The sequence below is a fragment of the Nitritalea sp. genome (genome assembly GCF_054166705.1).
Genome location: NZ_JBSZCV010000008.1, coordinates 124,695 through 140,098, shown reverse-complemented (window position 1 = coordinate 140,098; position 15,404 = coordinate 124,695). Strand labels below are relative to the sequence as shown.

General features: G+C 47.6%; 6 protein-coding genes. All 6 read left to right on the top strand.

What is annotated here, in order from left to right; all coding sequences use genetic code 11:
* Window positions 1-149 precede the first annotated feature (149 nt).
* Window positions 150-3,128 (top strand): SusC/RagA family TonB-linked outer membrane protein, encoded by a 2,979-nt coding sequence (locus tag ACXIT9_RS04520; RefSeq protein WP_458055041.1) that lies wholly within the window; start codon window positions 150-152, stop codon window positions 3,126-3,128.
* 17 nt (window positions 3,129-3,145) lie between these two features.
* Entirely contained in the window at window positions 3,146-4,642 is a 1,497-nt protein-coding gene (locus ACXIT9_RS04515; RefSeq protein ID WP_458055040.1) for a RagB/SusD family nutrient uptake outer membrane protein, read from the top strand.
* Window positions 4,643-4,733: 91 nt separating this feature from the next.
* Entirely contained in the window at window positions 4,734-8,027 is a 3,294-nt protein-coding gene (locus ACXIT9_RS04510; RefSeq protein ID WP_458055039.1) for a VCBS repeat-containing protein, read from the top strand.
* Window positions 8,028-8,031: 4 nt separating this feature from the next.
* The gene (locus tag ACXIT9_RS04505) at window positions 8,032-8,634 is read left to right on the top strand and encodes a hypothetical protein (protein WP_458055038.1); all 603 of its coding nucleotides are present in this window, start codon (window positions 8,032-8,034) and stop codon (window positions 8,632-8,634) included.
* On the top strand, window positions 8,631-11,960 hold the full coding sequence (locus tag ACXIT9_RS04500; RefSeq protein ID WP_458055037.1) for a CRTAC1 family protein: 3,330 nt from the start codon (window positions 8,631-8,633) through the stop codon (window positions 11,958-11,960). The genes ACXIT9_RS04505 and ACXIT9_RS04500 overlap by 4 nt, the downstream gene beginning before the upstream one ends.
* Window positions 11,960-15,358, top strand: coding sequence for a VCBS repeat-containing protein (locus tag ACXIT9_RS04495; protein WP_458055640.1), 3,399 nt, complete (start codon window positions 11,960-11,962; stop codon window positions 15,356-15,358). Before ACXIT9_RS04500 ends, ACXIT9_RS04495 begins: the two co-directional genes overlap by 1 nt.
* The last annotated feature ends 46 nt before the right edge of the window (window positions 15,359-15,404 follow it).

Here is a 15,404-nt window from a genome sequence, read left to right as displayed (position 1 = left end):
GATGAAAAATATCAATATTCTGTTAGCAGTGCATGAACGCTTTAGAAAGGTTCTGTTTTGTTAAATTTTGCAAAATTAAAATTAAACGTCCATTTTAGATTCGGAATTAAGTAAACACAACGTCGTTCTAAAAACAAACAACAAACCCTATGAGAAATTATTTACGAAAGCTGAAAGCACTGACACTCGTCGCCTTTATGCTGATGCTAGGCGTGCAAGTGGCTTTTGCTCAGGGTCGTGAGGTAACTGGGACAGTCCTGGATGCCGATTTTAACGACCCACTGCCGGGAGTAACGGTGGTCGTGAAAGGTACCACGCGCGGTACCACTACGGACTTAGATGGTAAGTTTCGGATAACTGTAGAGCCGGGAGATAGGACTTTAGTCTTCTCTTTCGTAGGTTTTACGAGTCAGGAATTCGCTATTGGGAATCAGAGCACTTTTAATGTTACGATGGAAGAAGATATCACCTCCTTATCAGAGGCGGTAGTAGTCGGTTATGGAACTCAAGATAAAAAAGAGATCACTTCCTCTGTAGCCAGCGTAGGTGTGGAGGACTTCAACAGAGGTAACTTCCCGAATCCCCAAAGTCTATTAACGGGTAAAGTAGCGGGTTTGAATATCTCTACACCAGGAGGTTCTCCTAATGCCCAGCCGACTGTTCGTTTAAGAGGTATTTCCTCTTTTGGAGCGAACTCTCAGCCCTTAATCGTTTTGGATGGTGTAATCGGTGCCTCCATCGATGCGGTAGACCCGAATGACATCGAAACGATCGATGTATTAAAAGATGCATCCGCGGCAGCTATTTATGGTACGCGAGGTGCTGCTGGTGTTATTTTGATTACGACAAAGCAGGGGTCTTCTAAAAAAGGCTTTTCTAATGTAACCATTAACACGTTCGGTTCTGTAGATCAAGCAACAAATCTTATTCCTGTTTTATCTCCTGAGGAGTTTAGAGCGAGAAGAATTCCAGAAGCTGACTTCGGCAGTGAAACTAACTGGAGAGACGAAATTTTACAAACTCCTGTAAATGGTACCACAAATGTGTCTTTATCAGGTGGTTTTGGAAACACTACGTACTTAGCATCCGTTAATTATAGAAATAATGCAGGGATCGTTAAGAATTCGGGGAGAGAGACATTGAATACGCGTTTAAATTTAAATCACGGGGCATTAAATAATAGATTACGTATGAACGTAAACATAGCGTTTACAGATACGGAAGCAAACGACGTACCGGGTGAGGCCATGCTTATGGCTACTATTCTAAATCCGACCATGCCGATTTTTGATAACTCCCCGGAAGGCATTCGTAATGGTGGATTTTTTCAGCCAACGGGCTTTGATAACAACAACCCTGTTTCGCTTATTAACTTAAGACAAAATCAGACAAAAGTTAGAAACGCTTTATACTCCTATCGTGCAGAGTTTGATTTAACCGACAAGCTCATCATTTCGGGACAGTTTTCGCAGGATGTCTTAAATACGTTAAATGGGCAAGCTACTTCTCGATTTGACGGTGCTCCAGGTGGAGGTCGTGCTAATAGAGGTATCGCTGAGCAAAATACCTTCGATCGTGTCAACACGGTTATTACGGGTAACATTCGGTATGAAGATGAGATCGCCGATGGTTTAGAGATGGCAGTCTTAGTAGGTGCAGAGTCTCAAATTTTTAACGAAAGAGGTTTTGGTGCGCAAGTAAGACAGTTCTTATTTGATCAGTCTTGGAACAACCTAGGTGCAGCAGGTATTCGATTTGGTGAAAACACGAACTTGTATTCCTTTGCGAATCGTTCTGTCCTCAACTCAGTATTTGGTAGAGCGAACTTCAACTACAGAAATACCTATTTCTTTTCTGCAACGGTGAGAGCGGAAACATTCTCGGGTTTCGGTCGTGAGAATCAGACAGGGATCTTCCCGGCATTCTCTGCAGGAGCTGACTTAACGCAGGTATTCGATATGGGTGTTTTTAACCAGTTCAAGTTAAGAGGTTCCTTTGGTGTGGTAGGTCAGTTGCCACCGTCTCCGACCTTGGCACTTGGTGTATTCGGTAACGGAAATCGTATTCAGTTAGATCCACAGGATTTAAACACGGCTTTTGTGGCTCCGCAGCAGGTAACTAACCCTAACCCTCAGCTACAGTGGGAGACGACTACGGAAATTACACTTGGGTTAGATTATGCGATCATGAACGGTAAAGTTTCCGGTAGCATCGATGTCTACAGAAGAAATATCTCTGACTTATTATTTGAGACGCCTGTGGGTGTAGGTAACCCGAATCCATTCGATCCAGGAAACTTCTTCACCTCTCCTGCCGTATGGGCCAATATTGGTGAGCTACGTTCTGCGGGGCTAGAGTTTTTAATGACGACAGATCGCATTAATCTTGGAAGAGGAATCACATGGACGCCGACGGCTATGTTCACGGTCTACCAACGCGCTAGAATTCAGAATATCGGTGTGGGTAGCATTCGACTTCCAGAAATTAGAAGGGGTGTACCCGGTTCTCCTGGGGTAAATAACTCCCAAGTAATTCGAAATATCGAAGGTGAGCGCGTAGGAGATATTTGGGCACCGAGGTTACTTGGTATTTTAGAGGACGGTACTACCGTGTTGTCTTCTGAAGAGCCAGATGATTTCGAGAGAATCGGTAATGCCCTTCCTACAGGAGACTTTGGGTTTACGAACCAATTTAATTACGGCAATTGGGATTTCAATTTCCTATTACGCGGTTCTTGGGGACATATGATGCTGAACTCTTTCCGACTCTTCTATGAAGGAGATGGTAATGCAACTTGGAACTCTGTTATTACCAGAAATACGCCTACGGATCCCGTTATCCGTAATGCACCAAGTCAGGCATCTGATTTCTACTTTGAGCGAGGTGATTTCATTCGTCTGGATAACATGCAGCTTGGGTATACGATTCCGACTACTTCTGAAAATATTTCTTCTTTCAGAGTATACGCGGGTGTTCAGAACCTGTTTACGTTATCTACTTTCACAGGTGTAGATCCTGAAGTAAGATGGACAGACGGTGGTGACCAGTTAGCCCCAGGAATTGAAAGAAGAGATACGTATTTCGTACCACGTATCTGGACAGCAGGATTAACAATAACCTTTAAATAACATAAACTAGTTTACATATGTTACGAACAATTAAATCAATAGGTGTAGGAGGGCTCATGGCGCTAACTTTGGTGTCATGTGAGCTCGAGCAGGAGGTATTGACGGGTGTCACCGCAGAAGATTTAGCGAACAACCCTCCCGATGAATTAGTAGAAGTGTTAAAGCAGTCTGCTTATGCACGACTGATGGGTGGTGGTAGCTTTGGAGGTCATGGAGGCTTTTACAGTTATCAGGAAATTAGCTCTGACGAGATAGCCATCCCTGTAAAAGGGGGTGACTGGAACGATGGAGGTGTATGGGTGCGTGCCCATAGACATACATGGGCAGTAGACGATGTAGATATTAACGGTATTTGGGATTTTCCATATCGTGTGATTGCTGAGTCCAACCTGTTAATTCAGCAGTACCCTGATGTGGAAGAGCTCGTTGCAGAACTTAGAGTACTGCGCTCTTTAGGTTATTTATGGCTGTTAGATAGCTTCGGTAATGTGCCACTTGTTATCGAAACCACTACAGATCCAGCTCCGCCAGCTGCCACGGATAGAGAATTATTTGATTTCATCGAGGCGAGTGTGAAAGATAATGTAGATATGTTGACGAAAGATAACGTGCGCATTAACTTGAACTATTGGACTGCGCATATGATCCTAGCAAAACTCTACATTAATGCTGAAGCTTATATTGGTGAGCCACGCTGGGCAGAAGCTGAGGAAATGTTAGACATCATTATTAATGAAGGTCCTTATACACTCTCTCCGAACTACTTTGCTAACTTCTCAGCTAATAATGCAGGATCAGTAGAGAATATGTTCACACTTCCTTATGATGCGAATAATGCGGGTGGTTTTAATATTCACCACATGACTTTCCATTACGATTCTCAAAGAACGTTTAACTTAGTCGATCAACCTTGGAATGGTTATGCCGCATTAGAAGAATTCTACAACAGCTATAGTGATAACGATTTCAGAAAGAATAATCTTTTAGCCGGTCCTCAGTTTGAGCTGGATGGTGTTACACCTTTACGTGATGAGTCTGGTTGGGATGGTGATCCTGATGGTCCTGAAATCAATTTTACGCCTCAAATCAATGAGTTGCAGCCAAATGCTTTCCGTCAGGCAGGGGCTCGTATTAATAAGTTTGAGATTCCTTTAGGAGCGCAGCCTGATTTGAATAATGATTTCCCAATCTTTCGCTACGCAGATGTCATTCTAATGAAAGCTGAGGTTCGTTTACGTCAAGGCGACGTGAGCGGAGCGCTAGGTTTTGTGAATCAAGTGCGTCAGCGTGCCGGAGTAGAAGATTTCACTACCTTGACACTTGATGATCTATTGGCAGAGAGAGGCCGTGAGATGTTTGCTGAAGGTTGGAGACGTTCTGATCTGATTCGTTTCGGTCGATTTAATGGTACCTGGTGGGAAAAACCTACTTCACCAGTAACCAGAAATCGTTTCCCGATTCCTTTAAATCAGTTACAGGGTAATCCAAACTTGAGACAAAATCCAGGTTACTAAACCTATTTAACCTGTTATAAACTTTAAGAAGTGCGCTCAGGCGCACTTCTTTTACATTAAAGCCAGTTTATCCCAAAAGAGACCACGCAGCATGCCTATACGATATCCCTTTCTTAGTTTACTCGTTGGTTCCCTTTTTTTTCAGTCTTGTGGGTCTTCCAATGAACAGGAGCCGACGCTATTTGAGCTGATTCCAGCATCACGGTCAGGCGTTACTTTTAAAAATGAATTGGTGTATGATGAAAAATTTAACCCCTATACCTTCCGGAATTTTTATAATGGAGCAGGGGTGGCTGTCGGTGATATCAACAACGATGGCCTTCTGGATATTTTCTTTGCTGGGAACCAGGCAGACAATAAGCTTTACTTAAACAAAGGCAACTTTCAGTTCGAAGATATTACGGATCAGGCAGGTCTCGCTGTATCCGGCATTTGGTCTACTGGCGTCAGCATGGTCGATATAAATGGGGACGGTCTTTTAGACATCTATATCTGCAAGTCAGGGCCTCTCGGTGGAGAGGAAAGGCATAATGCGCTCTATATTAATAATGGAGACCTTACATTTACTGAAATGGCGGAAGCCTATGGTATCGCGGATGAGGGCCTTTCTCAGCATGCTGTTTTTTTCGATTTTGATCGAGATGGAGACTTGGACATGTATCTGCTTAATAACTCTGCCCGTTCTGTGGGGATTAACGACCTTAGAACAGGTCAGCGAGAAATTCGTGATCCACTCGGTGGAAACAAACTGTATCGAAACGATGGAGACCATTTCGTAGATGTAAGTGAGGAAGCCGGGATCTATGGAAGTGCGATCGGTTACGGTCTAGGAGTAACCGTTTCAGATGTCAATCAAGACGGGTGGCCTGACCTATATGTCTCCAATGATTTTTTCGAAAAGGATTACCTCTACCTCAATAATGGGGATGGTACCTTTACTGAGGCGCTCGAAGAGATGATGCAGGAAATTAGCATGGGTTCCATGGGAGCTGATATCGCGGATTTAGACAATAACGGCTGGCCAGATATCTTCGTTACCGAAATGCTTCCCGCCACTTTAGATAGGGTAAAAACCAAAACCCCTTTTGAAGACTGGGATAAGTATCAGGCGAATGTGAAGGCAGGTTATTTTCATCAATTTACACGTAACACCTTGCAGCGCAATTTAGGCCGACAGCCGGGATCCGATAGAGTCCATTTCATCGATGTGTCGCGTCAGACGGGACTCCATGCCACGGACTGGAGCTGGGGTGCACTTATATTTGATGCCGATAACGATGGGCTCCGTGATGTATTTGTGGCCAATGGCATTGTAAAAGATTTAACTGATTTCGATTATGTAGATTATTATGTTAATAATCAAAATTTGATCGCAACCTATCGTAAGGACTCTGTACTACTAACAAAACTAATCGATCAGTTTCCCTCTGTGCCACAGCCTAATTTTCTTTTTAAAAATCAAGGTGACTTTCGCTTTGAAAACATCGCACCTACGGCTGGACTGGAGCAGCTTACCTTCTCTACAGGTGCCGTGTATGCGGACTTGGATAATGACGGGGACCTAGACCTTATTATCAATAACCTGAATGGAGAGGCCTTCCTGTATAAAAACAAAAGTGAAGTAATTTACCCCGAAAATAACTATTTACAGCTGGATCTTGGAACGCGCTTTGGAACCAAGGTGATGCTTTATGCAGGTGACCAACAGTTCATGTCAGAGCATAATCCGGTAAAAGGCTACATGTCTTCAGTAGACCCACGCATGCACTTTGGTCTAGGTCCCATTACCAAGCTGGATTCCGTTCTGATTTACTGGCCAAACGGAAAACGTACACGGATGGTCAATGTGGCGGGGAATCAACTTGTACAGGTTTCACCCCAAGATTCTGATTCAAAGTGGACCGATTTATACACCCTCGTGGATGAGGGGCTTTACCGACCGTCATCGACTACGCTGGCCTGGAAGCATGAGGAAAGTAATTTTGTAGATTTTGATCGGGATAGGCTTCGCTTTCATATGATTTCGAATGAAGGGCCTCGCATCGCAGTAGGCGATCTAAACGGAGATGGGTTGGACGACCTGTGCTTGCCCGGCGCTAAAGGACAGGCAAGTTCTATTTGGTTACAACAGGAGGATGGCTCCTTTCGGCATTCTCAGGACCTTTCTGTTCCGGAAGCTGAAGACGTACAAGCCCTTTTCGTGGACACTAATGGTGATGGTGTGCTCGATTTGTACCTTGCGTCCGGGAGTATCGAACATGGTGTAGGTAGTATGCTCTACCAAGACAGGCTCTATCGAAACGATGGTTCTGGTCAATTTATACGGATAGAAAATGCGCTGCCCTCAAGGTCGATAAGCACCTCTTTTGTGCGGACACTAGATTATAATGGAGATGGTTTCCCTGATTTATTGGTCGGTGGGAGATCTATTCCTTTCGCTTATGGAGTACCACTCGATGTGCAGCTCTTGGAAAATGATGGAAAGGGAGGGTTTTCGCTCCTGACAGGAGAAAAAACAGCTGCTTGGAAGGATGTGGGGATGACGCGTGATGCGCTCGTCGTAGACATCGACGGTGATGGGGCAGAGGAGGTAATTTTAGTAGGTGAATGGATGCCGATTCGTGTGTTTAAATGGCAAAATGAACGTTTTAAGGATATTAGCGAAGCAGCGGGTTTTGCGAAAACTTCGGGACTTTGGAATACGGTACAGGTGCTTGACTATACAGGGAATGGCTATCCGGATCTTTTCTTTGGAAATCATGGTCTCAATAGCCGATTACAAGCTAGTCCCGAAAAGCCCATGTGTATGCATGTAAATGATTTCGACCAAAACGGCAGTATAGAGCAGCTCATTACCCTATACGAAGGGGAAGACGCTTACCCACTCGTACTAAAAGGACCTCTTTTGCGCCAGCTGCCCGCACTGCGTAAGCAGCTACTTACCTATGAAGCGTATCAGGACAAGCGAATGGAGGATTTATTTCCTGCAGAGGTTTTAGCAAGAAGTCTCGTTCTGCAGGTGGAAACTCTGGAGCATCACTTGTTTCTGAATGATGGAGCAGGTAAGTTTACACGACATAAGCTGCCGGATATCTTGCAGGCGGCTCCCATCTACGCCATCCACGTCGTGCCTGATAGCCAGGAGCTTTGGTTAGGGGGAAATCAGTCGCGGATCAAGCCTGAACTGGGGACAGCGATGGGGAGTTTCGGCTGGGTGTTCAGCCACCAGAATCCAACAGCACCAAGGGTATTATCAGCCGAGGAGTCAGGGCTATTTGTAAACGGAGAAATTCGGGATATCCAATCCATTCGAAGCCGAAATGGGAATAAAATAGTAATCATTCGTAATAATGAGAGCGGTTTAGTATATGAAAAAGTGGAGTAAATGTATGCGTCTTGATATGGCAGCGGAGGAGTTGCACCCTTTTGCAGGACTTCTGTTGATCCTATGGATTAGTAGTTTTTTAGTGGCCTGTAGCTTAGATTCCACCTATGAAAAGACCAAAAAGCGAGAGTTGGCCTCTGGCCAAATTTACGAGGAGCTATTTCTAGGTTTGGAGTTTGGTATGTCTCGAAAAGACTTTTTTTCTACCTGCTGGGAGCTGAATAAACAAGGCATCCTAATGAATGGAGCGCATGAACTTATGGTGCGCTACCAGCCTGATTTGCCGTCAGGAAATGAGGCCAATATGTTTTTTTACCCTCGTTTTGAAGGGGATAAGCTATTTTACATGCCTCTAGAGTTTCAGTACCGAAATTGGTTTCCGACGAATCCTGCCACGACATCGGAGAAATTAGTGGATGACGTCGTCGGTCTTTTAAGTAGCTGGTATGGTGAGGGATTTTTTCGCGTGGAAGATAAATCAGGAGCTTTCGCGATGGTAAAAATCGATGGAAATCGGCTTATTCGCGTCTACATAAAAGATTTAAGTGCGGTCCGGGTGGATATCCTCGACTTACGCGTGAAGGACATAAAGGATATCAGCTCATGAGAGGAATTACAGCTTGTTTAGTAAGCATAGCCTGCTGCGCAGCATGGTTTGCATGTGGATCGAAGCCTGAGACGGCCTCCAGCGAAACACTTTTCCGCTCTCTTTCTCCTAAAGAAACGGGCGTGGATTTTCGAAATGACCTCGGGTTTGACCCGCGCTTTAATATTTTCACTTATCGTAATTATTATAATGGGGGTGGGGTAGCATTAGGTGACGTGAACGGTGACGGTCTACTCGATATTTATGTCACCGCCAACCAAGGAGCGAATAAACTGTACCTAAACCGAGGAGACTTTCGCTTTGAAGATGTAACGGAGGCTGCCGGCGTAGCAGGAAATGCCGCCTGGGCTACAGGCGTCGCCATGGCGGACGTAAACGGTGATGGCTTGCTCGATATCTATGTGTGTAACTCCGGTGATGTAGCGGGCGACAATAAGAAAAATGAGCTTTTCATTAATAACGGCGATGGTACCTTTACTGAGCAAGCAGAAGCATTCGGCCTCGCCGATGAAGGCTTCTCCACACATGCCGTATTCTTCGATTTCGATGGAGATGGAGACCTAGACGTTTACCTGCTGAATAATAGCTACCAGGCCATCGGAAGTTTTAATAAGATGCAAAATGAGCGCGTACGCCGCGACCCTGTAGGCGGGGATAAGCTCTACAGAAATGATGATGGCCGCTTCGTAGACGTCAGCGAAGAAGCAGGTATTTTTGGCTCTGTCATCGGCTTCGGACTCGGAATTACCATCGGAGATGTGAATCGCGACGGCTTGATGGACATCTTTATTTCCAATGATTTTTTTGAAAAAGACTACCTCTACATCAATCAAGGCGACGGAACCTTCAGCGAGGAGCTAGAAACCTACATGCGCAGCATTAGCGCCGCCTCCATGGGAGCAGATATCGCAGACATAAATAACGACGGCTTTCCGGACATCTTCGTGACCGATATGCTACCCGAACCACAAACGCGCCTAAAACAGGTGACCACCTTCGAAAACTGGGATAAGTTTCAGTTTAATAAGACCCATGATTACCATTATCAGTTTAATCGCAACATGCTGCACTTAAATAATGGTGATGGGACCTTTTCTGAAATCGGCCGAATGACGGGCATGGAGGCCACTGACTGGAGCTGGGCCGCCCTGATCGCGGATTTTGATAGCGACGGCCTAAAGGACGTCTTCGTGGCTAATGGTATTTATCAGGATATCACTGACTTGGACTACCTAAACTTTATCGATAACGACGAGACGAAGCGCCAGATTATCAGCAAAGAAGCCGTGGACTACAAGGCGCTCATCGACCCCATTCCTGTCAATCCCATTTCTAATTATGCCTTCCAAAATAAAGGTGACCTCTTTTTCGAAAACGTCGCCGCCAGCTGGGGCTTAGCTACACCTAACCATGCGAATGGTGCTGCATACGGCGACCTGAATAATGATGGCTACCTGGATCTGGTGGTCAATCAGGTGAATGGCGCCCTGGCTATCTATCAAAACCAAACCCCTCAGCTCCACCCTGAGCACCACTTTCTTCAGGTGCAGCTGAAAGGCAAAGGCATGAACACAGCTGCCGTCGGTGCACAGATTCAGGTGCTGACGGCCTCTGGCCAAAAATACCTGGAGCAGATGCCTAACCGGGGCTTCCAATCTTCCGTGGACCCGAAGCTTACGATCGGCTTAGGTCCAGATAGCCTCATACAGCGCCTGACGGTCCGCTGGCCGGATGGGACCTTTACGGTAAAAGAGCAGGTTAGGGCGAATCAGTTGCTAACCCTAGAACAAGAGGAGGCAGAAGAAGCTGTTCCCACCGGTTTTTTCCCTGCGGCGCATGCGCCAGCGTTCGCTTTGGCCGAGAGGCCCAGTTTCACCCATACCCATGAGGAAAATAGACTGGTAGATTTCGATCGGGAACGCCTGCTGTACCATAAGCGCTCTACAGAGGGGCCTGCTTTCGCGCAGACGGAACTTGGGGAAGTATCGCTCTATTATGTGGGCGGTGCCAAAGGCTTTGCCGGGACACTGTACCGTATAGAGGCCAGTGGAGAGAGCAAGCCTGTGGTGGTGCCGGATTTCCTCGAAGATGCCGGATCAGAAGATGCTTATGCCGTGTTTTTCGATGCCAATGGCGATGGATACCCTGATTTATATGTGTCCAGCGGGGGTAACGATAGCGGTTTCGGGGATCCCAGCTATTTGGATCGCCTCTACCTATCAGATGGAGCTGGGAATTTTTTACGTGCGCAAGGTGCGCTGCCAAACCTGCGGACAAGTAGTAGTGTAGTGCTACCGGTAGACCTTACAGGAAATGGACATTTAGACCTCATCGTGGGAGGACGGCTCGTGCCTTTTGCCTACGGGGTACCTGCGGCTACTAAAGTCTTAATTAACGATGGCAAGGGCAAGTTTCGCGATGAAACTGCCGCGCGAGCGCCGGGCTTCGAACAGCTGGGCCTCGTCACAACAGGGGTGCTGACAGAGGTAAATGGACAGCAAGCCGTCCTTCTAGCTGGAGAGTGGATGGCCCCACAGCTCTACCTCATTCAGGAAGGCAAGCTTAAGCTCGACGAACGGCAGCCATTTGCAGACTGGAGCGGATGGTATTATACAGCTAGTCAGGCAGATCTGACAGGGAATGGACGCATGGATATCGTGCTTGGGGGCCAAGGTCTTAATTCCCGCCTCAAGCCTAGCACGGAGCGGCCCCTGGTGATGGTTGTGAACGATTTCGATCAAAATGGCAGCGTGGAACAGGTATTTACCTATAAGGAAGTGGACAGACATATGCCCATCACGCTGAAACATGAGCTGGAGCGCCAACTTCCTTACCTGAAAAAGCGCTACCTGAAATACAGTGCCTATAACAATCAGTACCTAGAGGATATTTTCGAGCCGGCACTGCTGGAGAAATCCCTGTATAAGGAGGTACAAAGTTTCGCTTCTATCGTGCTGCTCCAAGGAGAGGACGGAATTTTTCGTGTGCAGCCTTTGCCGCGGGAGGCACAGAAAAGCCGCATATTCAGCGTGCTGATCGCTGATTTTAATGCGGACGGCATTCCGGACCTGCTGCTAGGAGGAAATCTGTACGGCGTAAAGCCTGAAATGGGCAAGTATGACGCTAGTTTTGGCGAGCTTTTCCTCGGGAAAGGAGATGGAGGCTTTGATTTCGTGCCGAATCGCGTGCATGGTTTACAGCTTGAAGGGGATGTGCGTCATCTGCACTGGCTACCCGGAGACAAGCGCCAGCTGCTCGTGCTTCGGAATCAGGCGCCTACACAGGTGTGGGAGCAGGTAAGCAAGGTAGAAAGGGGGGAGCCGTGATGGTTTTTAGTGGACCTCCACAGAAAAAAAAGTTCGGGATAGGATATCCATCGATACGATCTTTTGCTCAAAAGATCTTGGCCTGTGGTGGAGGATTTTGGACACTGATTAGCGTGGGTGCTTTGCTTTGGGGCTGCGCCCAAAAATCTGCTCAGGAAACCGAAGGGCTGCGCTTTCAGCTTCTGGACCCCGCTCGGTCGGGATTAGACTTCGAAAATAAGCTGACACCTTCGGACAGTTTAAATATTTTAGAATACCTCTACTATTATAACGGTGGCGGTGTAGCCATCGGAGACGTGAATGGGGATGGCTTGGATGACATTTATCTGATGGCGAACCAGGGTGAAAATAAGCTCTTTTTAAATCGTGGAGGGATGCACTTCGAGGACATCACCGCCAGTGCAGGGGTGGGGCTGGCGGATAGCTGGTCGACTGGAGCCACCTTCGTGGATATTAACGGTGACGGCCTCTTGGATTTATACGTTTGTGAGGTGGGTGACTACAAAGGTCTAAAAGGGCGCAACAGGCTTTTCATCAATCAGGGCGATCTGACCTTTACAGAGGAGGCGGAGGCGTATGGGCTGGATTTTGTAGGGTTCGGCACGCATGCTGTTTTCTTCGACTATGATCAAGATGGAGACTTGGATGTGTATCTGCTGAATCATTCGATAAAAAAGCCAGAGGTTTTCGCTCACGCTGATACCAAGTTCGAGTCTTTAGATCCTTTAGGAGGCGATCGCCTTTATCGGAACTTGCATGCAGAAACGGGGCAGCCACTATTCGAAGACGTTACGGCAGAGTCTGGTATTTTTTCGAGCAGCTTGGGTTTTGGCCTAGGGGTGGCCGTAGCTGATGTAAATGGGGACGGCTGGCCAGATCTCTATGTATCGAATGATTTTACGGAGGATGACTATCTGTATATCAATAATCAGGACGGTACCTTTAGGGAAGCGCGAGTGGATAAATTGTCGCAAACATCCCGCTACAGCATGGGAAATGACATCGCGGATCTGAACCAAGACGGTCTTCCGGATATTTTTAGTACGGATATGCTGCCGGCAGATCCGGAAATCTGGATGCGTTCAGTAGTAGAGGATAAGCAAGAGGTCTTCGAAATCAAAGAACGTATGGGCTACGGTGCTCAGTATGTACGGAATCACCTACAGCTCAACCATCCCGATGGTCGTTTTCGCGAAATCGCCTTGTTAACGGAAACCCATGCGACAGACTGGAGCTGGTCTCCGTTGTTAGCCGACTTCGATAATGATGGCCGTGTGGATATTTTCGTCAGTAACGGTATTTACATGCGTCCAAATGATCTGGATTTTATCCAGTACAGCCAAGGGCAGGTCCGGGCAGAAGAGGCTGCTGATTTTCAAGCCCGGCAGATGGCCCTGCTGCCGAAGGATAAGTTGTCCAACGTTCTTTTTGCACAGCGTGCAGACCTGGCCTTCGACCAGCGGCAGGAAGAGTGGGGCCTAGGAGAGGAGAGCTATTCGAGTGGCGCCATGTATGCCGATCTCGATAATGATGGGGACTTGGATCTGGTCATAAATAATGTGAACCAAAGCGCCTTTTTATACGAAAATCGTAGCCGACAGCAGGCAGAGCCGGGGCATTTCGTGCAGCTGCAGCTGAAGGGGGAGGGCCTAAACCCCTTTGCTGTGGGGGCGGAAGTGTTACTGGCTTTAGCGGACGGAAGCTGGCGTCATGCTTATCAGAGCACCAGTCGTGGCTTTCAGTCGGGTGCTTCCACGCGCCTGCATTTCGGTATAGGGGCACCCCAAGAAATAAAGGGGCTTTATGTGCGCTGGAATGCTGCCGAGTCGGAGCGTTTTCCCATTCCTGCTCTAGATAGTCTTTTGGTTTTAGAAAAAGGCACGGGCAGTGTGGAGGCATTTCCGAATCGCTTTCTGCTGGAGCCTTCTCCACTCATTCGACTGGGGCAGGTGGCATTGGACTGGAAGCATGAAGAAAATGATTTTAATGATTTTAGACGTGAATATCTGATTCCGAGACGCTACAGTCAAGAGGGGCCGGCCGTGGCTGTAGCCGATGTGAATGGAGATGGCCTGGAAGATATTTTCCTCGGAGGGGCGCGCGGGCAGGCCGCAAAATTATTTTTGCAGCAGCCGGATGGAGGGTTTATAGCACAAACTATTCCTGTTTTCGAACAGATGGCAGAAGCGGAAGATGTGGTCGCCGTCTTTCATGATTTTACTGGAAATGGGGCGCCCGATCTCTACGTGGGTAGCGGCGGAAATGAGCATGGCAAAACAGCGGTGTTTAATTTTGACCGGGTGTTTCTGAATGATGGCAGCGGACGCTTTACCTTTTTGCCGCAGGCACTCCCTCCGATCGCAGAGAATACGGCTACAGTGGCAGTGTCGGATGTGAATGGAGATAGCTTACCCGATTTATTTATCGGCGTGGCCGTGGAGACAGGGAATTTCGGGCAGGCTCCCCCAGCATTTTTACTTATTAACCAAGGAAATGGCACGTTTCGGGATGCCACTGCCCAGTATTTTGGCCCCGAATTCAGGCCTGGCATGCTGCAAAAGGCACTTTGGGAGGACCTTGACGGAGATGGCAAGCCGGAACTGCTGCTGGCTGGGGAGTATATGGCCATTACCGCCTACCGCCAAAGTGAAAACGGGCAGTTTGTCCGCTGGAAGGAGCTCGCCGCACCTGGCCTATACACCGGCATGCGGGTACAGGAAGTGGAAGGAACGCGGCATCTGCTTTTGGGCAACTTGGGGCTGAATGCCAAGTTAAAAGCTTCGTCGGAACGCCCCGCCTACCTCTACACGGGGGATTTGGACCAAAATGGCAAGCGAGAGGCTTTTCTGATGCACTATAAGGGCGAGGCCTTACTTCCCTTTTCCTCTCGTGATGAGTTGATTACGGTCATGCCCGCGCTAAAGCGGCAGCACCCAAGTTATGCGGCCTATGCGCAGTCGAAGTGGCCAGATGCGATTTTCACTCCGGAACAGCTGGCGCGTGTGGAAGAACTGCCGATTCGGGAGCTTCGCTCCGGGATGCTGCGACTGGGGCAGGATGCGATGGCTTTCGAGGCTCTCCCAGTAGAGGCCCAGTTTAGCCCGATCCAAGATTTCTTTCCTTTTCAGGTGGATGGAGTGTCCTATGTGCTGGCTTTGGGTAATTTTTACCCGTTTCGCGTAGACCTGGGCCGTGCAGATGCACAAGCACTGAGTCTGTGGAGCTGGAAAAATGGGGGCTGGCGTAAAGAGCCACTTGGCCTCGAGGCTTCCCGCTACTGGGGTAGTTTTCGGCAGGCTGTGGGAATAAAGATCGGAGGACGGCCGCATGTGCTGCTCGTACGAAATGACGATAAACCGCTATTCCTTCGACTCGAGGGAACTGAAGTTTTGTTTTAATCGGTTTATCTAGTAGATTTAGGGTTGAAAATTACTGCTGAATGGA

Excerpts from the sequence above, each read along its gene's own strand:
- ACXIT9_RS04520 (WP_458055041.1), top strand. The coding sequence starts at position 150 with ATGAGAAATTATTTACGAAAGCTGAAAGCACTGACACTCGTCGCCTTT.
- ACXIT9_RS04515 (WP_458055040.1), top strand. The coding sequence starts at position 3,146 with ATGTTACGAACAATTAAATCAATAGGTGTAGGAGGGCTCATGGCGCTA.
- ACXIT9_RS04510 (WP_458055039.1), top strand. The coding sequence starts at position 4,734 with ATGCCTATACGATATCCCTTTCTTAGTTTACTCGTTGGTTCCCTTTTT.
- ACXIT9_RS04505 (WP_458055038.1), top strand. The coding sequence starts at position 8,032 with ATGCGTCTTGATATGGCAGCGGAGGAGTTGCACCCTTTTGCAGGACTT.
- ACXIT9_RS04500 (WP_458055037.1), top strand. The coding sequence starts at position 8,631 with ATGAGAGGAATTACAGCTTGTTTAGTAAGCATAGCCTGCTGCGCAGCA.
- ACXIT9_RS04495 (WP_458055640.1), top strand. The coding sequence starts at position 11,960 with ATGGTTTTTAGTGGACCTCCACAGAAAAAAAAGTTCGGGATAGGATAT.